Raw genomic sequence first — 25,026 nt, forward strand, 5'->3', positions numbered from 1 at the left:
GCGAAGTCGGGCGGCAAGGCTCCCCGGACCGCCCCCCTGCAGGGCGAGTTCGCGATGCCCAGGACGATCGAGCCGGCGCTGCCGCCGGTGGAGGCGTTCTCCGAGCTCGACCTGCCCCGTGAGCTGGTGAAGACGATGACCGACCTGGGGGTGACGCAGCCGTTCCCCATCCAGGCGGCCACGCTCCCCAACTCCCTGGCCGGCCGAGACATCCTCGGCCGCGGGCGGACCGGCTCCGGCAAGACCCTGGCCTTCGGCCTGGCCCTGCTGGCGCGCACCGCGGGCCGCAAGGCCGACCCGAAGCGCCCGCTGGCCCTGGTCCTCGTACCGACGCGCGAGCTGGCGCAGCAGGTGACCGAGGCGCTGACACCGTACGCGCAGGCCCTGGACCTGCGGATGGCCACGGTGGTCGGCGGACTGTCGATCGGCAGGCAGGTGAGCGCGCTGCGCACCGGCGCCGAGGTCGTGGTGGCCACTCCCGGGCGCCTGAGCGACCTGGTCGGGCGGCGCGACGTCCACCTGGAGCGGGTGAAGATCACGGTCCTCGACGAGGCCGACCAGATGTGCGACATGGGCTTCATGCCGCAGGTCACCGAGATCCTGGACCAGGTGCACCACGCCGGGCAGCGGATGCTGTTCTCTGCCACCCTGGACCGCAATGTGGACCAGCTCGTGCGGAGCTACCTGAAGGACCCGGTCTCCCACTCCGTCGACCCGTCGGCGGCCTCGGTGAGCACGATGGACCACCACGTGCTGCACATCCACTCCGCCGACAAGTACTCCACGGCCACCGAGATCGCGGCGCGCGAGGGCCGGGTGCTGATGTTCCTGGACACCAAGCACGGTGTGGACCAGTTCGTGAAGCACCTGCGGGCCATGGGCGTACGGGCGGAAGGGCTGCACAGCGGCAAGTCGCAGCCGCAGCGCACGCGGACGCTGGCCCAGTTCAAGAACGGTGCCGTCACGGTCCTCGTCGCGACGAACGTCGCCGCGCGCGGCATCCACATCGACGACCTCGACCTCGTCGTGAACGTGGACCCGCCGGCCGACCACAAGGACTACCTGCACCGCGGCGGCCGTACCGCCCGCGCGGGCGAGTCCGGCAAGGTCGTCACCCTGGTCACCCCGAACCAGCGCCGGGACATGGTCCGGCTGATGTCCGACGCCCGGATCCGGCCGACCACCACCCAGGTCCGCTCCGGCGAGGCCACGCTCAGCCGGATCACCGGGGCCAAGCCCCCGTCCGGGGTGCCGCTGGCGGGCGCCGAGCCGACCGACGCGAAGGGCCGGCCCTCGGGCTCGGACCTCGGCTTCCGCGGGATGGGCACCCGCCCGGGCCGTCCGGGGGCGGGCAAGGAGTCCCGCAAGACCGCGGAGGCCCGGCAGCTCGCCGAGGCACGCCGCGCGGCCCGCGTCCGCAAGGGCGGCTGAGACCCGACGTGCCGGTGCCGGCCCCCGGATGCGGGGACCGGCACCGTACGTGCACGTGGACGCGGGCAGAGCGGCCGGTCAGCGGCGGCGGCGCCGGGCCACGATCGCGCGGGTGACGACCGGCGGGAGCAGGTCCTTGGCCAGCTTGCGCCACGCGGTGCCGGCCAGCGGGCGGGGCCCGGGCTGGTGCGGCGCCACGACGGGTTCCGGCGCCGGCCGCAGCGGCTTCGGGGCCGCCGGCGGGACGGCCCCCTCGTCACCGATCCGGACCAGCGACTGACCGGCCACGATGTCCACTCCGTGCCACAGGTCCTTGCGGCCCTCCAGCCAGCTGAGCAGCTCCGACTGGTAGGGCGCCGGGTCGTCCCAGGTCGCGTACAGCTTCGACGCCGACACGCAGATCAGGTGCAGCTCGCCGGTGGCCACCGCGCCCCAGACGGCGGCTGCGACACCGGGGCAGTGTGCGGAGCGGTAGTCGTCGAAGACGACCACCGCTCCCGGGGCAGCCACGACGCGCGAGGACGCGATGTCCTGGACGACGTGCTCGTACAGGTGCGAGGCGTCGATGTGCACGAACCGGCAGCTCGCCGGGCGCACCCGGTCGGCGAGCACGAAGGTCGGTGCCTGGATGATCGTGGGGAGCGCCTCGCGGAAGGCCAGGTAGTTCGTCTCGAACCCGCGGCGGGTGAGCGTGGGGTACGAATCCTGCATCTCGGCGAGATTGGAGTCGTCCGGCGCGGGCGAGTCGAAGAGGTCACAGACGGTGAACTCCTCGCCCTCCCTCAGGTACCCCCCGAGGAAGATCGCGCTCTTCCCCATGAATGCGCCGAGCTCGAGAAGGTCGCCCGGCTTTTCCTCTTCGCCGTTCCGGCGTGTCAGGAACCAGTCGAAGAGCACCTGGTCATAGCCCGAGAACCAACCCTTGACCTGACTGTATGCGGTGGGAGCGGGCATGGCCGGCTCGCCGTCGGGGGTGGTGACGGGAGCTTGGGAAACGTGCGACACGGAGAGCAGCCTCCAGTGAAACGGCATCGGATCAACGCTTGATACCCGGCCAGGTAGGCCGACTTTAAACCCCCGAACAGCCGTGTGACGAGACTCCGGCGCAGAGCGGGCGCAACCGCTGCCGCCGTTTTCCCCTCTTACTCCCGATTGACCCTTTCTTCCCACCGATGCCCGGAAGCCGGTGCCGTGATGAGTGGATTGCAGGCGGCCTTGGCCGGGGCTTCGTCTCCCTCGTGGGCGCAACGTGTCCGTGCCGGGCGTGACCTCGCTTGCTTCGCCGATGTTCCTGAGGCGGCGGATGCGTTGGTGGGTCTGCTGCTGGACTCCCTGGACACGGCGGTGACCCGGCGGACGGCAGAGGCCCTGACCCGAGTGGGGACGAAGGCTGCCGTGAGGCTCATCGCTCTGGCCGGCTGGGGTCGGCCCGTGCCCGTGATGACAGAGCTGCCGCCCACGAGCCGTCCGGCATGGGCCCGGAGGCCGGCGGCCCTCTCGCAGGACCGCGACCGGGCGGGCCTGCGGCCTCAGCCCGGGATGTTCCGGCGGTTCAGCCGCTGGGCGGCGGCGTTGCGCACGCGGCGGGTACGGGCCCTGGCGGCGAGCAGGTCGAGGGCCTCGTACGAGGACAGCGACTGGGCGGCGGTGCGCTGGCACCAGTCGGAGGCGGCAGTGAGCTCGGTCGCCGACCACGGCTCACCGTCGCTGATCGCCTTGAGCAGCGTCCACTCGCGCAGCCGGCGGGCCGGGAAGGCGCGGGCGCCGATCGCGGTGTCCATGGCGCGGGCCCAGCCGGGGAACCGTGCGTCGGGCAGCAGGTGGGCGGCGCGGCGGTCGAGGTGGGTGACCACCGCGCTCTCGGCCATCACCGGGTCGCTGTCGCGCAGCACTGCGGCCACGGTGTCCGCCTCGGCCACGACCGCCGTACCGGCCGCGGCGGCCAGGGCCTCGAGGTGGCGGGCGTAGCGCCAGTGGTCGGGCGCGGTGGTCGTGGCCTCGGTGCGGTGCGCCGGGCTGCCCCCCTGGCGTATCTGGTTCTCGCTGCTCCCCATGGCGCCCATTCCACACGACGGCGGTGAACGACCGGCGCGCAGGGGTGCCTCAGCCCGCGTTCGGCGGCTGCGCGTGCGGTGGGGGCGGCAGCAGCAGGGCCTCCGAGCCGACCGGCCGGAACCCGGCGGCCTGGAAGGCGCGGATGCTGCGGGCGTTGCCCGCGGCCTGCTGGGACCACACCGGTCCGCCGCCGGGGACGAGGTGGCGGGCGGCGCGGGCCAGGTCCCGGCCGAGGCCCCGGTGGCGGACGGCCTCGTCCACCTCGATCGCCGTCTCCCAGCGCCCGGCCACGCCGCGGCCGAGGACGAGCACTCCCCCGTCGGCCGCCCAGACCCGTACGTCGTCGCGGCGGCCCAGGGCCCGGCGCACCCGGGGGTGGTCGGGATCGGCGATCGCGCGCAGCTCCAGCGGCGGGTCGCCGGGCAGCGGGGCGGCGACGGTGAGCAGGTCGATGGTGTCGGTGGTGCGGCCGGTGCGCTCCAGCAGGGCGGCGAGGAAGCGCGGGTTCATGGTGGCCGCCAGGCCGTCGCAGTCGAGGGCGTCGAGGGCGGAGTGCACCCAGCGCGGGTCCTCGTCGGTGAACACCACGGAGTGCGCGGTGAACGCGATGACGCCCGCGTCGCGCGGGCTCGGCTGCGGCACCACGGTCGTACCGCCGTCGGGCGGCGGGAACCGCCCGCCGGCCGCTGCTTCCAGGATCGCTGCGAGGGTGTGGCCCATGTCCGTCAGGCCTGCGCGAAGCAGAAGGACGTGATGACGACGCGGTGGTGTTCGAGGTCCATGCCAACGCTCCCGGTTCCGTGGTCGTTGCACATGATCTCAGGTGCGGCGCAAGGCTGTTCGGGCGAGCTTGGCGGAGGCGGGCAGAGGGACGGACGGACGAGCGTCGGCCCCGGCCGCCCGGTCACCCCGGCTCAGCCGCCGTAGGCCTCGTACCCGCCGTGCCCCTGGGCCGAGTCGCGTCCCGGTTCGGGCAGCGGAGCCCCGGTCTCCAGCAGGGTCTTGAGGCTCGAGGCAAGCATGGGCCAGGACCGGGCGCACAGGCCGATCAGGGTGCCGCCGGGTTCGAAGCCCTCGTGGAGGATGGTCAGCCGTGCGAGCGTGTCCCCGACGGGCTCGATCTCGTACGTCACCTTCGTACGCCGCTCCTGCGCCAACTCGGCCAGCAGCTCCTCGGAGACCCCGGCCGAGGCCGCCCACTGCGGGGTGAAGGTGTGCCAGGTGTACGAGAGCCGGCGGTGCGGGACGCAGTCGAGGACCACCTGCTCGGGATCACTGGTCCGGGCCCCGCGCTCCACCCAGTCCATCGTCGATCCCACCGCCCAGTCGGTCTCGAAGCTCAGACCCCAGTACCTCCGGGTGAAGGCTGGCTCGGTGAGGGCCTGCCAGACCCGGGCGGGATCGGCCTGGACGTAGAGGGTGTAGGTGATCTCACTGTCGCTCATCCCCCCATGCTGCGGGACCGGGACCCGCGGACGCCGGATTTGTTCGGGCGACCCACCGCAGGCAGGGCGTCGCGCTCGCCGTGAAGGTGCTCGGCGTCGGATCAGCCCGCTCCTGCGGGGGTGGCGGTGATCCGCACCGTCCACCATCCGGAGAACACCCGGGCGATCGCGATGAACCGCCGGCTCGGCTTCGGTGATGCCGGATGGACGTACTCCTGACCACCTGACGCCGGATCCCCTCGCCGGGGCGGTCAGTGGACGTGCAGGGCGACCGTGCAGAGCCCGCGTCCCGCCGCGGCGGCGGTCCGCCAGACGCGGAGGGGTCCGTCGATGACGTGTTCGTCGCGTGCGCCGTAGTCCAGCCAGTCCCGGTCGGCGACGCGGGCCCGCTCCGCGGGGGTGAAGGCCAGCGCCCGCTCCACCCCCGGCAGCGTCCACCGCGCCCCCGGGCAGCAGCCGGTCGGCACGGTAGTCGACGCTCTGGACGAGGACCCGGCCGTCGGTGTCGGTGACGAGCACGACGGCGCCGGTCCAGAGCGCGGCCCGCGAAGCCCCGTACTCCTGCGGGGTCATCCATGTGCTCGGCCCGCTGCCACCCTCGTAGGTCACGCCCCCGTCGGTCACACGTTCGTAGGTCACGCCCGCGTCGCTCACGGCCTCGTCGGTCAGCGGGGACATCGGAACTCCGTTCACCGTGGATGGACCCTCTCCTGTGCAACAGCCCGCGCGGCCTGCGGGTTACGCCGGCCACGCAGGCTCGGTCGCTGACCACCGCTTTGCCGCCCCCATACCTCCTTATTACCTTGTTACACCTTCCTTGGTACGTTCGCGTCGCGGACTGGCGGCATGAAAACCGCCGGTCCGACCACGTCGCCGGACCCGCACCGAGGAGGGACAGAGCCGTGCGAGGCGCTTCCCGTACGGACACGGGCACGGCGAACACGGCCGCCACCGCCCGGCGGTGCAGCGCGCCCGGCCGTCGCGGGCGTGGCGCTGACGGCGGCCCGGGCCTGGCAGCGGTCCCGGGCGGACAGCCCGCTCCGCTGGGGGCCGCTGGAACACCTGCTCCGGCCGGCTGCGCACGGGCGCCCGGTGGCCAGGGCCCAAGCCCTGCCGTCACTCGTGCGTGTGACGGTGCGTAGGTTCCACCGGCTCCCGTACGGCAGGGTGGGGGGATGCAGTCGCGCCGGGCGGCCCTGCCCCTGCCCTTGATCCTCGCCGCGCTGGCGCTGACCGCCGGGTGTGTGACCGTGCGGCCGCCCGGGCCCGCGGAGCCGGCCCGCCCGGCTCCGGCGGTGGACCGGACGGCGGCCCGGGAAGCGGCGGTCGAGGCCCTGCCGTTGGGCCGGCTGCCGGTGTCGGAGCCCCCGTCGGCCCCACCGGCGTCCGTGGCGGAGCCGGAGCCTCCCGCGCCGCCCGCCGTGCGGCCCGAGGAGAACCGGCCGCCGCGCCGGACCGGCGACGGCGCACCCGCCAGACCGGCTCACCCCGCGCACCCCGCCCCGGCGCCCAAGCCCCGCAAGCGGCCGCCCGTAGAGCCGGAACCCCGGCCCGCGCCGCCGCGTACGTACGACATGGCGCCCCTGTGCGAGGCGGCCAAAGGCACGGTCTCCCCGTGGATCGTCGCGCTCTGCCACTAGGCTCTGTCTCCTGGACTCAGCAGCGTGATCACGCCAGGAGATCCGGGAATCCGAACCTCACCCCGGCCGGGCGTGACGCGGGGCAGCAGTCGCTCGACGGGCGTGTCCAGGGTGTAGTTGGAGCAGCCGGTGCGGGAAGAAGAAACCGCTGTCCGTACGGAAGAGCAGGACCCGTCCCTCCGCGGTGTGCAGGAACCGCCGGTACCGGTAGGGGGTGCGCCCCCGGTACGCCAGGATCGCCCGGATCGTCCAGTGCCGCAGGACCGCCAGGCCCCCGAACCGGAAGCCCCGCACCACGGCGAACAGGATGCCCAGCAGGGCGGCCACGAAGCCGGCCCGGCGCAGGTCGTGGCCGGGCACGGCCAGGCCGATCAGCACGATCAGGCCGAGGGCGCCCACCGTCAGCCCGGCGAGCCCGTGCACCAGGGAGAAGCGGACCGTGCGGCGGACCCCTTCGTTGGGGCGGGGGCGGCGATCCTGCAGCGAGGGCTCGAACTGGTTGCCGACGATACAGACCAGGCCGAGCAGCGCGGCCGCGGCCGCCGACAGCGCCGGCGTCGGCGACAGGCGGGGGCCGGCCGGCCCGGATCATCCGAGTGGCCCCGGCCCGGCTGCCGGGTGCGGGCGGGCGGGTTCGCTTGGATGGGCGGCGCGGGTCCGACCGGAGGCCCGTACCGCCTCCACCCCCAGGGAGTCGCCATGGCGAAGATCGCCCTGTTCGGCGCGACCGGCACCATCGGAGCCCTCGTACTGCGCGAAGCGCTCGGGCGCGGCCACCAGGTCACTGCGGTCGTACGCGACCCCGCGAAGCTCACGGATTCCGAGGCCGAGGTGGTGCGCGGCGATGTCCTCGACCCGCACTCCGTCGCCGAGGTGGCCGCCGGGCGCGATGTGATCGTCAGCGCGATCGGCCCCGGGTCCGGGGACCCGGGCGTGGTCGTCACCGCCGCCAAGTCCCTGATCGGCGGCGTCTGCACGCTCGACCCGGACACCCCGCGGCCCCGTGTGATCACCGTGGGCGGGGCGGGCTCGCTGCGTACCCCGGGAGGCCCGCTGGTCTGGGATGCGGCGGGCGTCCCGGAGCCGGTCCGCGCCGTCATGCACGCCCACGGGGAGGCGCTGGACTTCCTGCGCACCGTGCCCGTGGAGGAGGTGCGCTGGAGCTGCCTGAGCCCCGCCGCGCAGATCGGGCCGGGCGCGCGCACGGGCACGTACCGGCTGGCCCTCGACGACCTGGTCGTGGACGAGGACGGCCGCAGCCACATCTCGGCCGAGGACTACGCCGTGGCCCTGGTCGACGAGATCGAGCGCGACGCGCATCCGGGCAAGCGGTTCACCATCGGCTACTGACGGGGCGGCGCGTCCCCGGCGTACATCGCCGTGAGTTCGGCGCCGATCCGGGCCAGCCACTGCCGTACCTCCGGCGGCTCCAGGACCTCGACTCCCGCCCCCAGCCCGGACAGGTGGGCGGCCAGGGCCTTGGGGGCCGGGCCGTCGACCCAGACCTCGGTCCAGCCGTCGGGCAACGGACCGCCGACGCGCACCCGGCCGCCGAGAAGCCGTTGCAGCAGGGCCAGCGTGTCGGGGTGGACGCGGGCGCGGGCGGTCACCGCGTATATGCCGTCCTGGAAGGCTCCGGCGAGCGCGCGCCAGGCCGTGGCCAGGTCGAAGCCGGGGGGCCGGACCACGGGTTCGCCGGTCGGCTCCACGGAGACGACCCGGCTCAGCCGGAAGGTGCGCAGGCCCTTGTCCGTACCGGCGACCAGGTAGTCGACCCCCGCCTTGGCGACGAGCCCGAGGGGGTCGACCACGCGCTCGCCGGGCGGTTTGCCGACGCCCGCGTACCCGAGGCGGACGCGGATCCCGTCCACGACGGCGCCCTGGAGGGCGGAGCGGTGGGCGGCATCGGCCGTGACGGCGTTGCGGGACCAGTCCGTGGCGTCGACGACTTTGGCGCGGGTGGCGGCCTCGGCTTCCGCGCGCAGGGTGGACGGCAGGGCCCGGACCAACTTGCGCAGGGTGGTGCGCAGTTCGGGGGTGGCCGTCAGCGGCCCGGTGACGAGGAAGAGCGCCCGGATCTCATCGGCGGTCAGTCCGGTGAGGTTGGTCCGGGCCCCGCCGACGAGGGACCAGCCGCCGCCGCGGCCCCGCTGCGAGTAGACGGGGATGCCGGACGCGGCCAGGGCCTCCAGATCGCGGCGGGCGGTGCGTTCGGACACCTCCAGTTCGGCGGCCACCTCGGGGACGGTGACGCGGCCGCGCTCCTGGAGGAACAGCAGGGTCGCCACCAGCCGGTCGGCTCTCATGCTCCTTCTTCCCTCCGTCGCGGCGTCGTCGCCGTTGCGTTCATCCTCTTCGGAAAACTGGCCAGAAGGTGGCCAGTTTAGCTTCCAGGATGGAGTCATGACCGAGACCACGCAGCTCACCCAGACCCCCTCCGCCCCCACCGACACCGCCGCCCCCTTCGATCCGCGCCTGGACCTCGCCGCGGCCGTCGAGCTGGCGGGCCGTACCCTCGCCGCCGTCCGGCCCGACCAGTACGACGCCCCGACCCCCTGTGACGAGTTCGACGTCCGGCGGCTGTCCAGCCACCTCGTCGCCGTCGTCCGCCGGATCTCGGTGATCGGGCGCGGCGAGGACCCCTTCAGCGTCCCGTCCTTCGCCGACGAGCTCGCCGACGGCGCATGGGCGGCGGCCTGGGAGCCGGGCGCCCGCGAGGTGGCGGAGGTATGGGCGGACCCGGCCGTCCTCGGCCGGCAGCTGCGCCTGCCGATGGGCGTCCTGCCGGGCGCGGCCGCCGCCGCCGTCTACACCCACGAACTCACCGTGCACACCTGGGACCTGGCCATCGCGACCGGGCAGGACCCGGACTGGGACCCGGCCCTGATCGAACGGGTGATCGCCGTCCTGCGCCGCGCGCTGCCGGCCGAGGCCCGCGGCGGGCGGATCCCGTTCGGCGAGGTCGTGGCCGTGGCCGCCGACGCCCCGGCCATCGACCGGCTGGTGGCCTGGGCCGGGCGCCGGCCCTGAGGGACCCGCGCGGGCGTTATTGGGTGGATGCCCACGCTCCGGATACCTAGAGTGACGATGCACCACGTCGTCGAGCAGGAGCCGGTCATGCGCACCCACTACCCCCGTACACCGCATCTGCCCTGGTCCCCCGGGGCGGCGGCGGACGATGTGCGCGCCGCCGGACTCGCGGGGCTGGCCGGGCGCGAGGTCGTGGTCACCGAGAAGCTCGACGGGGAGAACACCACCCTCTACGCGGACGGCCTGCACGCGCGCTCGCTCGACTCGGGCCATCACCCCTCGCGGGCCTGGGTCAAGGGCCTCCAGAGCCGGATCGGCGCCGGCATACCGGCCGGGTGGCGGGTGTGCGGGGAGAACCTGTACGCCCGCCACTCGCTCCCCTACGAGGACCTGGACAGCTGGTTCTACGGGTTCTCGGTGTGGGACGGCGAGCACTGCCTGGACTGGGACCGGACCGTGAGCTTCCTGCACGGCCTCGGGGTGCCCGCCCCGCGCGTGCTCTGGCGGGGCGTCTTCGACGAGCGCGCGCTGCGCAAGCTGCGCCTCGACACCGCGCGGCAGGAGGGCTACGTCGTACGGACGGTGGCCGGCTTCACGCGTGCGGACTTCGGGCGGTCCGTCGCCAAGTGGGTGCGCGGCGGCCATGTGCAGACCGACACGCACTGGATGTACGCACAGGTGGTGCCGAACGGGCTCGGACCGCAGGCCCCGCTGTGGGCGGTGCGTGCGGGCTCCGAGCCCGATGCGGCGGAGCTGGCGGCCGCCCTCGGCCTGGATCCCGCACCCGGCGGCGGAGTCGAGCCGGTCGTCGCCGAGGTGGCGGGCCGGCTCGACGCGCCGGGCCGCACCGGGGAGGCCCGGCTGGCCGGCGTACTGGCCGCCGTACTGCACCGCGCGCCGCGGGCCCGGATCGGGGCGCGGCTGGCGGCGGGGCCGCTCGGGATGCCGCTCGCGCGGCGGGTCGCCGACCTGGTCGGGCTGTACCCGCATCTGCAGCGGCCGTTCCCGGACGAGGGGCGGCGGGCCGGGCTGGTCCGGATGGCCGTCGCCGCCGATCTCGGGGTGCTGCACGCGCTCGCCGGGGCGGCGGCCGCGGAGGACGCCGAGGCACGGGAGTGCGTGGAGTGGTCCGCGCTGTACGCCGAGGAGGCGGGGCTGCTCGGCTCCGATCCGCTGGGTCCGCTGCGCGCCGGGCTGCGGGAGGCCTTCGGGGGTCTCGGCGCCGACGCTGCGGACCGGTGCTGGGCGGAGGCCCGGGAGGCGTTCGGGCGGGGCGGGATCTCCACCGCCGAGGAGGCGGTGGCCGCGACCTGGCGGTGGCGCGACGGAGGCTTCCCGCGGCTGGTGCAGCTGTGCGGGCCCTCGGGCAGCGGGAAGAGCACGTACGCCCGGAGCCTGCCGGGTGTGGCCGCGTACATCAGTCTTGACGATCTGCGCACCGCCCGGGGTTCCCGCGCCGACCAGCGGGCCAATGCGGACGTGCTGCGCGAGGGCCTGGACCGGCTGGACGCCGCGCTGGCCGCCGGCGGCACGGTGGTGTGGGACGCCACCTCCCTCACCGAGCGGCAGCGGAGCCTGGCCGGCGCCGTCGCGCAGCGCCGCGACGCGCTGGTCACCCAGGCCGTGGTGCTGATCGAGGAGGCGGAGCTGGTGCGGCGCAACGCCGTCCGCCCCCACCCCGTGCCGCCACAGGTGCTGACGACCCAGCTCCACCGGTTCAGCCCGCCGTATCCCGGACACGGGGCGGCGCACCGCACCTGGTACATCGGAGCGGGCGGCACCGTGGAGGACACGGCGGGAACCATCGGAGCCGTGGCGGGGACGGCGACCGGCGTGGCAGCGGCGGGCGTGGGTGAGGACGGCTGATGCGTACCAGTGAGGAGCTCTACCACCAGGTCCGCTGGGACCCCCGGTTCGATCCGGCGCGGTTCGTGTTCGGGCTCCACCAGCGCGGGGCGCCGCCGAAGCGGATCCCGCTGCACTCCTTCGTGCCCGGCGGCGACATCCCCTGGCACCGGGTGCTGTTCGTCGAGGCGGACGGCGAGCTCGTGTGGGACCGGGCGAGCGGCGTGGACCGGATCGACGCCACGCAGGCCGGGCGGATCCGCGAACCGCGGCTGCTGCGGGCCCCGTTCTTCACCGCCCGGACCCCGTACGCGTGGGACCCGGCGGGCGGCGGTGCCTGGCGGCCGGCCGAGGTCCCGGTCGGCGGGCCCGCGTCACCGGGCTCCGCCCCGGGCCCGCAGCAGGTGCGGCTGCTGACCTGGAACACCCTGTGGGACCGGTACGACGCCCCGCGCATCGACACCGCCCGGCGCAGGCCGATGCTGCTGGCCGACCTGGCAGCCGCCGACGCCGACGTGATCGCCCTCCAGGAGGTCGAACCCGCGCTGCTCGGCATGCTGCTGGAGGAGCCGTGGGTGCGGGCCGGGTACACGGTGGGCACCGATCCGCGCGGCAAGGACGTCGCCGCCGGCGGGCTGCTGGTGCTGAGCCGGCTGCCCGTACGGGAGGCGGGGCTGCACCTGCTGGGGCCGCACAAGGCGGTCGCCGCGGTGACGGTCGACACGGTGAACGGCCCTCTCGTCGTGGCCTGCGTCCACCTGACGAGCGACCACACGGAGAACGGCGCCGGGCGGCGGAGCATCGAACTGGCCCGGATCGCCGAGGGTTTGAGCGGAATCGAGGCGGATGCGGTACTCCTCGGCGACTTCAACGACGGCCGCTCCGGACCGCAGGGGCCCGCGGCCGCACTCGACATGCGGGACACCTGGAGCGAGGTGCACGGGGCGCAGGACGCCACGCCGACCTTCGATCCGGTGGCCAATCCGCTGGCCGCGGTGGGCTCGCTGTCGGGGCGGGCCGCCCGGCTGGACCGGGTCCTGCTGCGCTCGGCGGGAGCGCGGGTGCGCGGGGCCGTCCTGCGGGGCAGCACTCCTGGTCCGGAGGGGCTGTTCATCTCCGACCACTTCGGGGTGGAGGCGGTGGTGGACTTCGCAGAGCGGGGCGACGGGCGCGCGGTGCTCGACGTACCGGCGACCGCGCGCACGGCGGTGGCATGGCTGCCGCCGCACGATCCGGCGGTCGAGGAGCTGCGCCGGGAGCACGACCCGGCGGTCCGCCGCTGGCCGGCGCACGTGAACCTGCTGTTCGGCTTCGTACCGGAGTCCTCGTTCGAGGAGGCGCTGCCGCTGCTGGCGGAAGCGGCCGCGCAGACGGCGCCGTTCACGGCCCGGCTGGCCGGGGTGCACAGCTTCGGGCACCGGGAGGACGCCACGGTGTGGCTGGACCCGGCTGCGGCCGGCGACGCGCCGTGGCAGCAGCTGCGGCGGGGGCTGGCCGAGCGCTTCCCGGGATGCCGTGGGCGCGACGGCTTCACCCCGCACCTGACGCTGGGGCGCAGCCGGGATCCGCAGCGGGCGCCGGCGGAGTTCGCCGCGCGGCTCGGCGGATCCGGAACGGGGACCGGGACGGGGACCGGGACGGGGACCGGAACAGAGGCCGGGACGGGGACGTCGGCCCGGGTCGGGGAGCTCGCGGTGCTGTCGCGGCGCGGGGACGGGCCGATGCAGGTGCGGGCGACGGTGGAACTCGGCACCGGCACCTGGCGGTGGGTACCGGAACCGGAGGCGGGACCGGGGCAGGGGCAGGGGCCGGGACTGGGACTGGGACCGGAGGCGGGACCGGGACCGGAGGCGGGACCGGGGCAGGGGCCGGGGCAAGAGGCGGCACCGGGGCCGGAACTGGGACTCGGGCCGGGACCGGCGGCGGGACCAGAGGCGGGACGGGCGGCGGCGGCGACGTATGAGACCGAGGCCAGGGCCGGGGCCGTCACAGCCCGGATCGCCCAGGCACTCGGCGACGGTGTGGTGCACCTCGCCGGATCCCGCCGCGTGGGCTGCGCCGGGCCCGGGGCGGACCTCGACCTGGTCGCGGCCCTGCCGGGCACGGCCGGGATCGCGGAGGTGCGGGAGCGCGTCGCGGCAGCGCTCCCGGAGGCCGAGCGGATGCGGGAGGTGACGGGCGCACGGGTGCCGGGACTGCGGCTGCATGCGGCCGGACTGGATGTGGACCTGGTGGTCGTCGCCACGGGCGCGGTGGACCCGGTACAGGCGGTGGAACGGCGGGCGGAGCTCGGCGAAGCGGCCGCGATCGCGCTGAGCGCGGTGAGCGATGCCGATGCGGTGAGGGACTTCGCGGGCCCCGCACGGCATGCGGCGTTCGTCCGGCTGGCCCGGGAGGTGAAGGCGTGGGCCCGGGCCCGGGGGCTGGACTCGGCGCCGTTCGGCGGACTGCCGGGGCTGGCCTGGGCGGTACTGGCGGCGCGTACGGTCCGCGAGGCCGCCGACCCGTCCCCCGCGGCCCTGATCCGGGAGTTCTTCGGAACGTGGGCGGCCTGGGACTGGCGCGACCCGATCGGCCTGACGCCCTCCGCTCCGGAGCCGCACGCGGCCCCGGCCCCGGCCCCGGACCCGGCCCCGGACCCGGCCCCGGCCCCGGACCCGGACCCGGACCCGGACCCCGTCACGGTCCTCACCCCCTCCGCACCGGTCCGCAGCTGCACGGCCCAGGTCGGCCCGGGGCTGCGCGACCTGCTGGGCCGGGAGCTGTACCGGACGTGGGAACTCCTGGAGGCCGAGGCCGACACCGCTGCCACTGCCCCCGCCGAGGGATTCGCCCGGGCCCTCGCCGCCCCGCCGCTGCACCGCCGGCACGCGGCGTGGGCGGTGGTGACCGTACGGGCCGAGGCGCCCCGGGAGTTCGAGGAGTACCTGGGCCGGGCGCGGGGCCGGATGCGCGCCCTGCTCGGCGCGCTGGCGGAGGCCGGTGTCCGGGACGCGCACGCCTGGCCGCGTCCCTTCGCGGTCTCCCCCGTCTCGGCGCGGTACGCGATCGGGCTCGGCGCGAACCCGCCGGATGCGGCGGGTCTCGCCGCACTCGCGGGCCGCTGGTCCGCCGACCTCCCGGGCGTCGAGGTCGCCTGGGCGGAATGCGGGGCGGTTCCCCCGCTCGGGTGACCACCCCCCTCCCCGGCGGGGGGTCCATCCCCGGCCCGGCCGGGGACTGGCTGCCCTGCCCCCGGCGGTACGGACGATGGCGGATCTGCTCAACATGGCGACTGCCGCCGTACATTGAGGGGGCCTCAGACCTCCAGGATGATCTTTCCGGCGACGCGCCCGGTCTGGCTGAGCGCGAAGGCCGCCGCCAGCTCCGACAGCGGGAACGTCTTGGCGACGGTGACGGTGAGCTGCCCGCTGTCGGCGAGCCGGCCCAGTTCGGCGAGCCCCTCGGCGTCGGGCCTGACCCACATCCACTGGCCACCCGCGCCGAGCACGGTGTGGTCGGCGATCGAGGCGTGCCGGCCGCCCTCGGCCAGGACCGCCCGGGTGACGTCGAGGACGCCGCCGACGAAGTCCGCTGTGACGGTGATCCCGTCGGGGGCGAGTGCACGCACCCGGTCGACCAGGCCTTCCCCGTACTCGACGGGCTCGCAGCCGAGTTCCCGCAGCCGGTCGTGGTTGCGCGGGGAGGCGGTGCCGATGACCCGGGCGCCGAGTGCGTGGGCGATCTGCACGCCGAAGGACCCGACCCCGCCCGCGGCGCCGTGGATGAGGACGATGTCGTCCTTGCCGGTGGCGAGCCGGGTGAGCAGCTGGTACGCGGTGAGCCCGGCCAGCGGCAGGCCGGCCGCCTCCTGCCAGCTGAGCGAGGCGGGCTTGGCCGCGGCGGCGCGGACGGGCACGCTGACGTACTCGGCGAACGTCCCTCCGTGCACGTAGTCCTTGCGGGCGTACGCCATGACCTCGTCGCCGACCGCGAACTCGGGCACGTCGATGCCGACCTGCTCGACCGTGCCGGCGACGTCCCAGCCGGGGACGACGGGGTACATGACGTCCATCAGGGCGTCGAGCCCGCCCGCCATGATCTTCCAGTCGACGGGGTTGACCGAGGCGCACTTGACCCGGACGAGGATCTCGCCCGGGGCCAGCTTGGGCTTCGGCAGCCGGGTCTCGGTGAGCACCTCCGTCCCGCCGTACGTCTCGTACGCCATCGCCCGCATGGTGTCCTCGGACATCTACCCGACCTCTCCGTGTGCCGTGAACTGGTGGAAGCACCCTCCCCCATCCCATCACGAAAGGCCGTGCCCGCCCCGAGAGGCGGGGCGGGCACGGCGCGGCGCGGTGGCCCGCGTTCTCACAGGGCCCGGTGCGCGGCCCACGGCGAGTCGGCGGCCGGGCGGGCTGACCGGGCCGGCGGGCCCGGCGTCCCGGGTGGCGGCCCCGGTCAGGCGCCACCTCCCGGGGCGGCGTCCGCGTCCCCGTCCGCTTTCACGCCCGCGTCCGCGTCGGCGTTCACGTCGGCGTTCACGTGCTCGGCGAGGATGTCCAGGAAGGCCGTGGTGAGCGGGTCGGGGTGCGGGCGCGTGTAGGCGGCCAGCATCCGCCGCACCGGCGGCACGGGGCGCAGCACCCGGCCCGCGAAGCCGGGCGGCACGACGCTCTCGGGAACCAGGGCCGGGCCCAGCCCGGTGGCGGCCAACAGCGGTGCCGCCGCGGTCTGTTCGGTGCGTACGGCGGCACGCGGCCGGAAGCCGGCCCCGGCACACGCCTGGTCCACCACCTCGGCCAGGCCGTTGCCGGGGGCGTAGTGCACCCAGGAGCGGTCCGCCAGGTCCGCGAGGTGCACCCGGTCCGGCGCCGGATCGTCGGCGGGGACGGCCAGCACGAACTCCTCCTGCCCCAACTCCCGTACGGGGCCGTCCCATGCACGCGGCTCCGGGCCTACGGCGAGATCGGCGCGGCCCGCGGCCATGGCGGCGAGCAGCGCGTCGGTGTGCGGGAACTCCATCAGCCGGATGCGCACCTGCGGATGCCGCCCGTGCCAGGTGCGCAGCACCGGCAGCAGGAGCCCGAGGGTGATCGAGTAGACGGCGGCGACCTGGATCTCGCCACCGTCCAGGCCGACGGCGCGGCGGGCGGCGGTACGGGCCCGTTCGGCGTCGGCGAGCGCGGCGCGGGCGTGCGGGAGCATCGCGCGGCCCATCGGGGTCAGCCGGACCGCACGCGGGAGCCGTTCCAGCAGCGGGCCGCCCGCATCCCGCTCCAGCGCGCGGACCTGGTGGGACAGCGCGGGCTGGGAGACGTGCAGCAGCTCGGCGGCCCGGGTGAAGGACCCGGAGTCGACGACGGTGACCAGGTACTCGAGCCGGCGCAGGGTAGTCATGAGCAAATGTTATGGCAGCAGTAGAAACCAAGTCTTGGACCTATGGACTCCGGCCGATGGAGAGTCGTGCACAGCGGCAGCCACTCGGCCCGTATCCACGAACGCAGCACACAGGACATCCCATGACCACTGCTCTCTTCCATGACTCCCTCGACGGCAAGCGGCTCGTCGTCGTCGGCGCCGGGTCGCACATCGGGCGCACGCTGGCCCGGACGGCCTCGGCGGCCGGCGCCGAGCTGATCCTCGCCGGGCCCGACGCCGACAGGCTGGCGGCGACCGCGAACACCCTGCCGGGACCGGCCCGCATCCAGCCGACCGACCTCACCGACGAGGACTCGATCGCCGCCCTCGCCGAAGCCGCGGGCTCCGTCGACCACCTCGTCTCGACGGCCGCCGTCCCCGCCAACGGGCCCGTCTCGGGCCTCGTACTCGCCGACGTCCGGAAGGCGTTCGCCGCCAAGGTGTTCGGCCCGCTGCTGCTCGCGAAGCACCTGGCGGGGCGGATGAACGAGGGCGGCTCGCTCACCTTCTTCTCCGGCGTCGCGGCCTGGCGGCCCGCCCCGGAGCGGGTGGTCATGGCCACCACCAACGGTGCCCTGTCCTTCCTGGTGGAGGCGCTCGCCGTCGAGCTGGCCCCGCTGCGGGTCAACGCCGTCTCCCCCGGCATCGTCGACTCCGGGGCCTGGGACCGGCTCGGCGAGGACAAGGAGGCGTTCCTGCGCGGCGTCGCCGGCCGCAACCCCGCCCGCAGGACCGGGACCCCCGACGACGTGGTGCGCTCGGTGCTGTACGCGATCGGCAACCCGTTCGTCACCGGCACCGTGCTGCACGTGGACGGCGGTGCGCGCCTTGTCTGACACCCCTCGTGCGCTCGCGGGCGAGCCGACCGGCTGCGGCTTCGACGGCTGGTCACCCGCGCTGCGGGCGGAGTTCGAGGCGGGCGCCTTCAACGGGCACGTCGGGCAGCGGCTGCTCAGCGAGACGGACCGGGTCCGGGTCTGGGAGATCCGGCTCGCGCCGGGCGAGCGGGTGCCGGCCCACCGGCACGTGCTCGACTACTTCTGGACGGCCGTGACGTCCGGCCGGAGCCGCCAGCACTCCGGCGACGGCACGACCCGCGAGGTCGAGTACGCGGAGGGTGAGACCCGGCATCTCACCTTCGGCCCCGGCGAGTTCCTGCTGCACGACCTGGAGAACGCCGGAACGACCCCGCTCGTCTTCACCACCGTCGAGTTCACGAGGGGGGCCAATACCCCCCTCCCGCTCGACACCCCCCGAAGTCCCGGATGACCACTCCGGAGTGAACAGCGGAGTGAACAGCGGAGTGAACAGCGGGCCGCTCAGACCGGAAAGTCAGACCGGAAAGGCGGCCTGGAAGGCGAGCCGCCGATCGGCGCCGTCGGCGATCCGGCCGAGCAGCTCGTCCAGATCGAGGAACACGGCCCAGGGCTCGGCGCCCGCGGCCTCGGCGATCCGCCCGACCAGCCGGTCCTCCAGTCCGGGCACGCGCTTGCCCTTCCACACCGTGTCGGCGGTGCTCACCAGCAGCTCCTCGACGCTGACGCCGGGCGCCGCCCAGGTGGCGTGGGTGGCGGCGAAGCGGGCCTGGTCCTCGGTGTATCCGTGCGCGCGGAGCAGGTCCCGGCCGGCGGCCTCGTGCGCGGAGCCGGGACCGCTGAGCTCGGCGGTGTACACGGCCTTGCCCACGTCGTGCGTGGCCGCGCCGAACAGCACGGCTTCGCGGGCGAAGGGCAGGCCGGGGCAGTACGCGGCCAGCCAGTCGGCGAGTTGGCCCGCCACGTCGTGCACGAGCCGCAGATGCGCCGCCAGCCGGGGCGGCGCAGCAAGCTGACGCAGCAACGCGCCCACGCCGGGCGGCAACGCGCGCAGCGGCGGATCCCCCGGGGTGTCGAGTGCCCGGGACAGCGCATCGGAGTCGGCCATCCGGTCAGACTACGCGGAGCCCCCGCGCCCCCCGCCGCGGAAACGGGTGGTCCGGGCGGCGGCGCGGTCGGGCGGGCCGGTGCCGCGCCGGGTCACTCGTACTCCGTGCCTCCCTTGCGGGTGAGGTAGGCCGGGCTGACGGCCTTCGCGATGGCGCGGCCGCCGACCACCGGGCTGTAGCGCTCCACCACCGGGCGGATCACGACGCCCTCGCGCAGGTGCATGGCCCGCCCGGACACCGTTTCCCGGCCCCCGGCCAGCTCCAGTACCGTGTCGAGCGCGTACGGGCCCTCGAACAGCCGGGGTACGAGCGGCAGCTCGCCGTCCCGGAACAGCTCCTGCGGATCGAGCCACCGCACCTGCCCGTCGATCTCCGCGGACACGTCGAAGACGGCGTACCCCGGCCCCGTGGCGGCCGTACGGGCATCGGTTCCGTACGCGAGGTCCTGGACGCCCGCGCCGTACACCTCACCGAAGACCCCGATCCGGGTGGCGCCCAGCCGGGCGGCCAGCTTCGCCGCCGCCTGCGGTACGCCGTGACCGCGCACGGCCCGCCAGTACAGGTTGCGGTCCTCCTCCTTGAGCGCCAGCCCCTTGGACCCGAAGCCCTTGGAGGAGACCAGCACGCGCCCGCCGTCCGCGACGTACGTCAGCAGGCAGGCCGTACCGTGCAGTTTCTCGGTGAGGACGACCGGCTCGCCGGGCTCGAAGAGGTGCGGGTAGCGCTGGAGGTTCTCGATGTCCACCCACGGCAGCAGCTCGGGCGCGGCCTCCACCTCCCCGTTCATGGTCGTCGGGATGGGCGGCGCCCATTTGGTGATGCCGAGCAGCTCGGTGAAGTCCGTACCCTCCTGGGCCGCCTGCGCCAGGTCCACGCCGGCCAGTGCGCGCGGCCGGCACACCAGCCCCTGCGACAGCTCACCGCGCAGCCGGACCGCCTTGACCCGGTCGGCGGAGCTGCCCGCGAGGCGGCCGGTCAGGCCGAGCTCCTCGATCAGCTCGGCGGGCAGCACGGCCTGTTCGGGTATGTAGACGGCGAACTCGCCTGTGCGGTAGGCGCCCTTGGCGACGACGGCGCGGTAGAGGCCCACTTGGGCCAGCTCCAGCGCGTCGGCGTTCGGATGCCCGTGGACGGTCAGCTCTTCGGCGGTGACCCGCAAGGTGGACATGTGCGCAACTCCTCGGATGTGACGGCGGCGTGTGCGAAGGCGTCCACTCTGCGGCCCGGCATTTTTGCTGGTCCAGCCGATATCGCGGTGTTAGCCTGACCCGGCTTTGCCGTCCCGTCGCCCCAGGAGGTCCCCGTGCCGCGTCGTCCGGTCACCGTCGTCACCGGAGGCAGCAGGGGCATCGGCGCCGCGACCTGTGTGCGGCTGGCCGCCGACGGCCATGACGTGGTGCTCGGCTATCTCCGGGACGACGCGGCCGCCGAGGCCGTCGCGGAGCGCGTACGGGCGGCCGGTGCGCGCTGTCTGACCGTACGCGGCGACACCTCCCGGGAGTGCGGGGCGGAGCGGCTCTTCGACATCGCCGGGGCCGAGTTCGGCGGGGTGACCGGGCTGGTGAACAACGCCGGGGTGAGCGGCCCGCTCGGGCGGCTCGCCGACGCCGCGACCGAGGATCTGCGGCGTGTGGTCGAGGTCAACCTGCTGGGGTACCTGCTGTGCTGCCGCCGCGCCGCCCGGGACATGGCGGATGCGGGCGGCGGGGCCATCGTGAACGTCTCTTCGGCGGCCGCCACGCTCGGCAGCCCCGGCGACTACGTCCATTACGCGGCGACCAAGGCCGCCACCGATGCCCTGACGGTGGGGCTGTCCAAGGAGCTCGGCCCGGACCGGATCCGGGTCAACGCGGTGGCGCCGGGCATCATCGAGACCGGCATGCACGCCGCGATGGGCGACCCCGGCAGACCGGCCCGCGCGGCAGCCGGGATCCCGCTCGGGCGGGCCGGGCAGCCCGAGGAGGTCGCCGGGGCCATCGCATGGCTGCTGTCCCCGGACGCCTCGTACACGACGGGCGCCATCCTGCGCGTCTCCGGCGGCCGCTGACCGGCCCCCCGGCCTCGGCGGCAGCCCCGGACCAGGCCCCGACCCGGACCAGGCCCCGGCCCCGGCCCCGGCATCAGCCTCCGAACGCGGCCTGGGTGGCCGGGCCGTAGACGCCCGGCTGGTCGCCCTTGATGTCCCGGTCGCGCTGGAGCTGTGCGACCGCGCGCTTGGTCTGGCTGTCGTAGGCGCCGGTGACGGTGACGTACGTGAACCCCTGTCCGTAGAGCCGCTCCTGCAGGGCGCTCACCTCGGGCCCGCGGTCACCCATCCGCAGCGTTGCGGAACGCCCCGTCGGCGACTGCCCGGCCGAGGCGCTCGGCCCGGGCGCCACCTTCGCGGTCTGGCTTGCGGACGGGCCGGCCGACGCCGATGCGGCCGCCGAGGGTGCGGAAGCCCGTACGGAGCCCTTGGGCGAGGGCTCGGCGTCGGTGCCGGGGCTGCGCGCCTGGAGCACCGGAACGGACAACTCCGGCGGTGCCACGGCCCGCTCGGACCGCGGATCGGGGCCGCTCAGCAGGAGCACCAGTCCGCCGGCCGCACCGAGGGCGAGCAGCGCGAGGACCGCCGGCAGGAGCCGGCTGCCCGGGTCCCGCCGCGCGGCGCGGGCATCGGTGGACTCGGCCGCAGCCGCATCCGGAGCGCGCTCCGGGTCCTCGCGCTGGCCCTCGGGCGCGTGGAAGGAGGCGGAGACGGGTCCGGTGTGCGGCCAGGCGGGCGTCGTCGACCGGGCCGGCCGCCCGGTGGGGGCGGCGTACGGGCGCACGAGCAGGCGGTCCTCGGGGACGCTCCCGCTCTCATCGGGGTGGTGGGACACGGTTGTCTCCCGGCAGGGGTGGGGACCGGCGCGGCGGTGCGGTGTCGGCCCCCACCCGGCCGGTCAGGCCCTGCGCCGCCGCGCGACCAGGACCATGCGCGTCACGGCGCCCGGCACGAGGGCGCCTGCGGTCGTCATGGGGTCAAGCGAAGAGCGGGCCGATATGAACATATGAAATGTCTCCGAAGTGAAGCTCATGCGGTGGTTCTCGAGTGCTTGATCGGCGCACTCTTTCCTTCCGGGGTGGCCCGGGTCAAGCCGGGTGTCCGAACTGCCCCATCCGTCCGGCCTACCGATCGGCCGCGGTAGCCCCCGGCATCCGGACCGTGACGGTGAGGGTGACCGTGACCGCGGCCACGAGCATCAGTGCGGCCCCCGTGAGCGGGGCCGCCGGGGCCCCGATCCCGTCGACCGCGAACCCGCCGGCCAGCGCGCCCGCCGCGATGGCCAGGTTGAACATGGCCACCATCAGCGAGGTGGCGGCCTCGGCCGCGCCGGGCGCCGCCTTGATCATCCAGCTCTGCAGGCTCACGGAGACACCCCCGTACGCGAGCCCCCAGGCGAGCAGCAGCACGGTCCCGGCGGCCGCTCCCGGCAGGGTGGCGATCAGGCCGAGGATCACGGTGAGGGCGGCGCTGATCGCGAGGACCGCACGGTACGCATCGCGCGCGCCGGCCAGGCAGGGCAGCGCGGCGCACCGGGGGTCGCGCCTCCCCCGGCACTCGCACTGTCGTTCCCGTCCTCCGGCAGAGTACGGATATTCCCGGTCCGGGCAATCGTTTCGCCGGCCCGGGCCTGGCAGGGAGCGGCCACGAGCGCCCGCAGACGCCCGGGCCGACTCCGCCGCCGCGTCACCCGGACGCGTGAGCGCGGGGACCCGACCGGCCGTCCGGTACGGCATGGTGGTCGGATGCAGTTACGCCGGGCCCTGCCCCTGTCCCTCGTCGCGCTGCTCGCGAGCACCGGCTGCGTCTCCGTCGGCCCGGACGCCGCCCCGGCCCCGTCGCGCGGCTCCTCGACGCCGCTGGACGCGCCGGACACGCCCGATGCGTCACCCGTGGCCGCCGCCCCCGGCATACCGCCGCCCTTCCCGGAGTCCCGGCCCCTGCCGCTGGGCCGGCTCCCGGCGCCGGACCCGGAGCGTCCGCCGGCCAAGGCCGCCCGGCCGCCCGCCGCGCGCACCGCGAAACCGTCGGCGCCCCGCCGGGCGCACCCGCCCCAGCCCGCACCGCCGCGCATCCCGCGGCAGCCGGCTCCGCTGCCCCGGCCGGACGAGCTGTGCGCGGCCGCCGAAGGGGCCGTACCGCCGTCCATCGTGGATCTGTGCATCCGGCAATATGGCCGCTGACCAGCGGATACCGCTCGGTGATCAGGGCCTGCACCGGCGGGGCTTGACTCTCCCCCTGTGTCAGGGCCTGCACTGGAAGGCGTCATGTTCTACATCGGAGACTTCGCCAAGCACGGCCGGGTGTCGGTCCGCATGCTGCGCCACTACGACGCCATCGGACTGCTGCGCCCGGCGCGTGTCGACCCCGCCACCGGCTACCGCTACTACGAGGCCGAGCAGCTCGCCCGCCTCAACCGTGTCATCGCGCTCAAGGAGCTCGGCTTCAGCCTGGACCAGGTGGGGTCGATCCTCGACGAGCGGGTGGGCGCGGAGGAGTTGCGCGGCATGCTGCGGCTGCGCCAGGCGGAACTGGAGTCGGCCATGGCCGCTGCGGCGGCCCGGCTGACCCAGGTCGAGGCGAGGCTCCGGACCATCGAGAGCGAGGGATCCATGTCCACCGTCGACATCGTCGTCAAAAGCCTTCCGCCCGTCCGGCTCGTCGAACTGACCGGGGTCGCGGGGAGCTACCAGCCGCAGGACATCGGGCCGGTCATCGGCCCGCTCTACGACGAGCTCTGCCGCCGGATCGAGGCCGCCGGCGTGGTCCCGACCGGCCCGGGGACCGCGTACTACGAGGACGCGCAGGGGGCGGAGGCCGGAGCCGTCCTCGTCCATGCCGGGCTGCCGGTGGGGGCCTCGGTCCGCGCCGAGCACCTCGGGGGCACGGTCCGGGTGGTCGAGCTGCCCGGGGTCGAGCGGGCCGCGACCGTGGTGCACCGGGGCCCGATGGACGGCGTCCTGCCCACCGCCCAGGCCCTCGCGCGGTGGATCGACGCGAACGGCCACCGCTCGGCGGGGTACGCGCGTGAGCTGAACCTCGCCTGCCCGGAGGACCGGGACCAATGGGTCACCGAACTCCAGGAGCCGCTCGCGCCCGAGGTCTAGGCGACGCGGTCCCGCTCCGGGCAGAGGGGGGTGGCGGGGCGGTGGCGGGCACGGACGGAGGCGCAGCGCCGGGCGGTTCCCCGGCCGGCGGTGCGCAGCCGGTGCATCGTGTTGTGGCCGCGCCGCCGCCACTCGGCCCGGGGCAGGCCCGCCCGCTGGCCGCCGCCGGTGATGAGGGCGTTGACGGGGGTGTGCGGATCGGCGGCCATGCCCTTGGCCACCAGGACGCCGACCACGAGCGGGACCAGGGCCACGGCCAGGGCGGAGCCGGCGGCGGTCACGTGCTGCATGCGGCGCGGGCGGTGCGCGGTGCGGGCGGCGGCGGCGGCGGCGAAGATCATGCCCCCATTCGATCAGCGGCGGGGGCGCGGGGAATCGGGGCGGGTACTCAGGTCGTTGGGTGTGAGGTACTCAGACCGAGGGAGGGGGTGGGCCGTGACGGCACCCGGGCAGGGCTTCGAGCCCGCGACCGGCGACGGAACGGAACAGCCCGCCACGGCGGCGCGGGAGGCCGAGGTCCGCACGGCGTACGAGGGCCTGTTGCAGATCCGCCGACTGGTGAACGGCCCGGCGGGCACGGCGGTTCCCGCTCCCTGGGAGCTGCGGCGGATGCCGCGCGCGGTGGCCCTCGTACTGGAGGCGGCGGGCATCACACCGTCGGCGGTGGACGCGGAGGGCCGGCGTACGCGGACGGGGTACCGGGTGGCGCCCGGCCCGTCCGAGGACGGACGGGTCGAGGTGACCTGGGTCGGCCCGCCGGGCGGCGGCGCGGCCGAGGCGGAGCAGGAGCGGCTGACGGCCTGCGCGGCCGCGCTGGAACCCCTCGGCTGGGGCTGCCTGCTCTACCGGGGCCCGCGCCGGCGCCGGTTCCTGGAGGTGGAACCCCCGCGCTGACCGGCCCGGACCTCCCGGACCGCCACCCCGGGGTCCGTCAACTGCTGCCAGAACACCGCCAGGTCGCCGTCGCGCACCTCGCGCAGGACCATCCGGGACCATCCTCATCCGCCATTCCTGTAGGGCCCTCCGCCCTAGATGAATGAGTCCAAGGGTTCGCCTGCGGACATGGCGCGAGGGCGTCCAGGGTCAATGTGTGACGAAAGACCTGGACACCCTCGCAACGGCA

At 75.1% G+C, this 25,026-nt stretch carries 26 protein-coding genes; 12 read left to right on the forward strand and 14 right to left on the reverse strand.

What is annotated here, in order from left to right:
- Window positions 1–54: 54 nt before the first annotated feature.
- Complete coding sequence (locus tag AB0I68_RS12205; RefSeq protein ID WP_363177182.1) at window positions 55–1,431, forward strand: DEAD/DEAH box helicase; 1,377 nt, start codon at window positions 55–57, stop codon at window positions 1,429–1,431.
- Window positions 1,432–1,509: 78 nt separating this feature from the next.
- On the opposite strand, the gene AB0I68_RS12210 is transcribed toward AB0I68_RS12205, so the two are convergent.
- From AB0I68_RS12210 to AB0I68_RS12230, 5 genes are all read right to left on the reverse strand, one after another.
- The gene (locus tag AB0I68_RS12210; protein ID WP_363177183.1) at window positions 1,510–2,385 is read right to left on the reverse strand and encodes a class I SAM-dependent methyltransferase; all 876 of its coding nucleotides are present in this window, start codon (window positions 2,383–2,385) and stop codon (window positions 1,510–1,512) included.
- Window positions 2,386–2,960: 575 nt separating this feature from the next.
- On the reverse strand, window positions 2,961–3,485 hold the full coding sequence (locus AB0I68_RS12215; RefSeq protein ID WP_363177147.1) for a hypothetical protein: 525 nt from the start codon (window positions 3,483–3,485) through the stop codon (window positions 2,961–2,963).
- A gap of 49 nt (window positions 3,486–3,534) precedes the next feature.
- Window positions 3,535–4,206, reverse strand: coding sequence for a GNAT family N-acetyltransferase (locus AB0I68_RS12220; RefSeq protein ID WP_363177148.1), 672 nt, complete (start codon window positions 4,204–4,206; stop codon window positions 3,535–3,537).
- Window positions 4,207–4,400: 194 nt separating this feature from the next.
- Window positions 4,401–4,931: an SRPBCC family protein gene (locus AB0I68_RS12225; protein ID WP_363177149.1), complete on the reverse strand. Its 531-nt coding sequence runs from the start codon at window positions 4,929–4,931 to the stop codon at window positions 4,401–4,403.
- A gap of 251 nt (window positions 4,932–5,182) precedes the next feature.
- The gene (locus AB0I68_RS12230; RefSeq protein ID WP_363177150.1) at window positions 5,183–5,398 is read right to left on the reverse strand and encodes a hypothetical protein; all 216 of its coding nucleotides are present in this window, start codon (window positions 5,396–5,398) and stop codon (window positions 5,183–5,185) included.
- Window positions 5,399–6,106: 708 nt separating this feature from the next.
- Here AB0I68_RS12230 and AB0I68_RS12235 point away from each other — a divergent pair.
- Window positions 6,107–6,571: a hypothetical protein gene (locus tag AB0I68_RS12235; RefSeq protein ID WP_363177151.1), complete on the forward strand. Its 465-nt coding sequence runs from the start codon at window positions 6,107–6,109 to the stop codon at window positions 6,569–6,571.
- A 57-nt stretch (window positions 6,572–6,628) separates the two neighbouring features.
- On the opposite strand, the gene AB0I68_RS12240 is transcribed toward AB0I68_RS12235, so the two are convergent.
- Window positions 6,629–6,994, reverse strand: coding sequence for a hypothetical protein (locus tag AB0I68_RS12240; protein WP_363177152.1), 366 nt, complete (start codon window positions 6,992–6,994; stop codon window positions 6,629–6,631).
- A 276-nt stretch (window positions 6,995–7,270) separates the two neighbouring features.
- Between AB0I68_RS12240 and AB0I68_RS12245 the strand changes: the two genes are divergently transcribed.
- A complete protein-coding gene (locus AB0I68_RS12245; RefSeq protein ID WP_363177153.1) occupies window positions 7,271–7,921 on the forward strand; it encodes an NAD(P)H-binding protein in 651 nt (216 codons plus the stop codon).
- On the opposite strand, the gene AB0I68_RS12250 is transcribed toward AB0I68_RS12245, so the two are convergent.
- A complete protein-coding gene (locus AB0I68_RS12250; protein WP_363177154.1) occupies window positions 7,915–8,877 on the reverse strand; it encodes a WYL domain-containing protein in 963 nt (320 codons plus the stop codon). The genes AB0I68_RS12245 and AB0I68_RS12250 overlap by 7 nt on opposite strands.
- Before the next feature lie 97 nt (window positions 8,878–8,974).
- Between AB0I68_RS12250 and AB0I68_RS12255 the strand changes: the two genes are divergently transcribed.
- The 3 genes from AB0I68_RS12255 (at window position 8,975) to AB0I68_RS12265 (ending at window position 14,619) form a co-directional block, all read left to right on the forward strand.
- The gene (locus AB0I68_RS12255; protein ID WP_363177155.1) at window positions 8,975–9,601 is read left to right on the forward strand and encodes a TIGR03086 family metal-binding protein; all 627 of its coding nucleotides are present in this window, start codon (window positions 8,975–8,977) and stop codon (window positions 9,599–9,601) included.
- 87 nt (window positions 9,602–9,688) lie between these two features.
- Window positions 9,689–11,467, forward strand: coding sequence for an RNA ligase family protein (locus tag AB0I68_RS12260; protein ID WP_363177184.1), 1,779 nt, complete (start codon window positions 9,689–9,691; stop codon window positions 11,465–11,467).
- Complete coding sequence (locus AB0I68_RS12265; protein ID WP_363177156.1) at window positions 11,467–14,619, forward strand: poly(A) polymerase; 3,153 nt, start codon at window positions 11,467–11,469, stop codon at window positions 14,617–14,619. Before AB0I68_RS12260 ends, AB0I68_RS12265 begins: the two co-directional genes overlap by 1 nt.
- 125 nt (window positions 14,620–14,744) lie before the next feature.
- Here the strand turns inward: AB0I68_RS12265 and AB0I68_RS12270 are convergent, their stop codons facing one another.
- Window positions 14,745–15,662, reverse strand: a complete 918-nt coding sequence (locus AB0I68_RS12270) for an NADP-dependent oxidoreductase (protein WP_363177185.1) — start codon at window positions 15,660–15,662, stop codon at window positions 14,745–14,747.
- 224 nt (window positions 15,663–15,886) lie between these two features.
- Entirely contained in the window at window positions 15,887–16,825 is a 939-nt protein-coding gene (locus tag AB0I68_RS12275; RefSeq protein ID WP_363177157.1) for a LysR family transcriptional regulator, read from the reverse strand.
- Between the two features lie 122 nt (window positions 16,826–16,947).
- Between AB0I68_RS12275 and AB0I68_RS12280 the strand changes: the two genes are divergently transcribed.
- A complete protein-coding gene (locus AB0I68_RS12280; protein WP_363177158.1) occupies window positions 16,948–17,682 on the forward strand; it encodes an SDR family oxidoreductase in 735 nt (244 codons plus the stop codon).
- A complete protein-coding gene (locus AB0I68_RS12285) occupies window positions 17,675–18,115 on the forward strand; it encodes a hypothetical protein (protein WP_363177159.1) in 441 nt (146 codons plus the stop codon). Before AB0I68_RS12280 ends, AB0I68_RS12285 begins: the two co-directional genes overlap by 8 nt.
- Window positions 18,116–18,178: 63 nt before the next feature.
- Here AB0I68_RS12285 and AB0I68_RS12290 read toward each other — a convergent pair whose 3' ends face one another.
- On the reverse strand, window positions 18,179–18,769 hold the full coding sequence (locus AB0I68_RS12290; protein ID WP_363177160.1) for an HD domain-containing protein: 591 nt from the start codon (window positions 18,767–18,769) through the stop codon (window positions 18,179–18,181).
- 92 nt (window positions 18,770–18,861) lie between these two features.
- On the reverse strand, window positions 18,862–19,938 hold the full coding sequence (locus tag AB0I68_RS12295; RefSeq protein ID WP_363177161.1) for an RNA ligase (ATP): 1,077 nt from the start codon (window positions 19,936–19,938) through the stop codon (window positions 18,862–18,864).
- A 135-nt stretch (window positions 19,939–20,073) separates the two neighbouring features.
- On the opposite strand from AB0I68_RS12295, the gene AB0I68_RS12300 reads away from it, so the two are divergent.
- The gene (locus tag AB0I68_RS12300) at window positions 20,074–20,817 is read left to right on the forward strand and encodes an SDR family oxidoreductase (RefSeq protein WP_363177162.1); all 744 of its coding nucleotides are present in this window, start codon (window positions 20,074–20,076) and stop codon (window positions 20,815–20,817) included.
- Window positions 20,818–20,890: 73 nt separating this feature from the next.
- Here AB0I68_RS12300 and AB0I68_RS12305 read toward each other — a convergent pair whose 3' ends face one another.
- Window positions 20,891–21,631: a peptidoglycan-binding domain-containing protein gene (locus AB0I68_RS12305; protein ID WP_363177163.1), complete on the reverse strand. Its 741-nt coding sequence runs from the start codon at window positions 21,629–21,631 to the stop codon at window positions 20,891–20,893.
- Between the two features lie 289 nt (window positions 21,632–21,920).
- Entirely contained in the window at window positions 21,921–22,253 is a 333-nt protein-coding gene (locus tag AB0I68_RS12310; protein ID WP_363177164.1) for a hypothetical protein, read from the reverse strand.
- A 288-nt stretch (window positions 22,254–22,541) separates the two neighbouring features.
- Between AB0I68_RS12310 and AB0I68_RS12315 the strand changes: the two genes are divergently transcribed.
- Window positions 22,542–22,979: a hypothetical protein gene (locus tag AB0I68_RS12315; protein WP_363177165.1), complete on the forward strand. Its 438-nt coding sequence runs from the start codon at window positions 22,542–22,544 to the stop codon at window positions 22,977–22,979.
- Window positions 22,980–23,063: 84 nt separating this feature from the next.
- On the forward strand, window positions 23,064–23,903 hold the full coding sequence (locus AB0I68_RS12320) for a MerR family transcriptional regulator (RefSeq protein WP_363177166.1): 840 nt from the start codon (window positions 23,064–23,066) through the stop codon (window positions 23,901–23,903).
- Here AB0I68_RS12320 and AB0I68_RS12325 read toward each other — a convergent pair.
- A complete protein-coding gene (locus AB0I68_RS12325; RefSeq protein WP_363177167.1) occupies window positions 23,900–24,244 on the reverse strand; it encodes a hypothetical protein in 345 nt (114 codons plus the stop codon). The two genes, AB0I68_RS12320 and AB0I68_RS12325, sit on opposite strands and share 4 nt — an antisense overlap.
- Before the next feature lie 94 nt (window positions 24,245–24,338).
- On the opposite strand from AB0I68_RS12325, the gene AB0I68_RS12330 reads away from it, so the two are divergent.
- Entirely contained in the window at window positions 24,339–24,797 is a 459-nt protein-coding gene (locus AB0I68_RS12330) for a hypothetical protein (protein WP_363177168.1), read from the forward strand.
- The last annotated feature ends 229 nt before the right edge of the window (window positions 24,798–25,026 follow it).

Source organism: Streptomyces sp. NPDC050448, from assembly GCF_040655295.1.
In the GTDB taxonomy this organism is placed as follows: Bacteria; Actinomycetota; Actinomycetes; order Streptomycetales; family Streptomycetaceae; genus Streptomyces.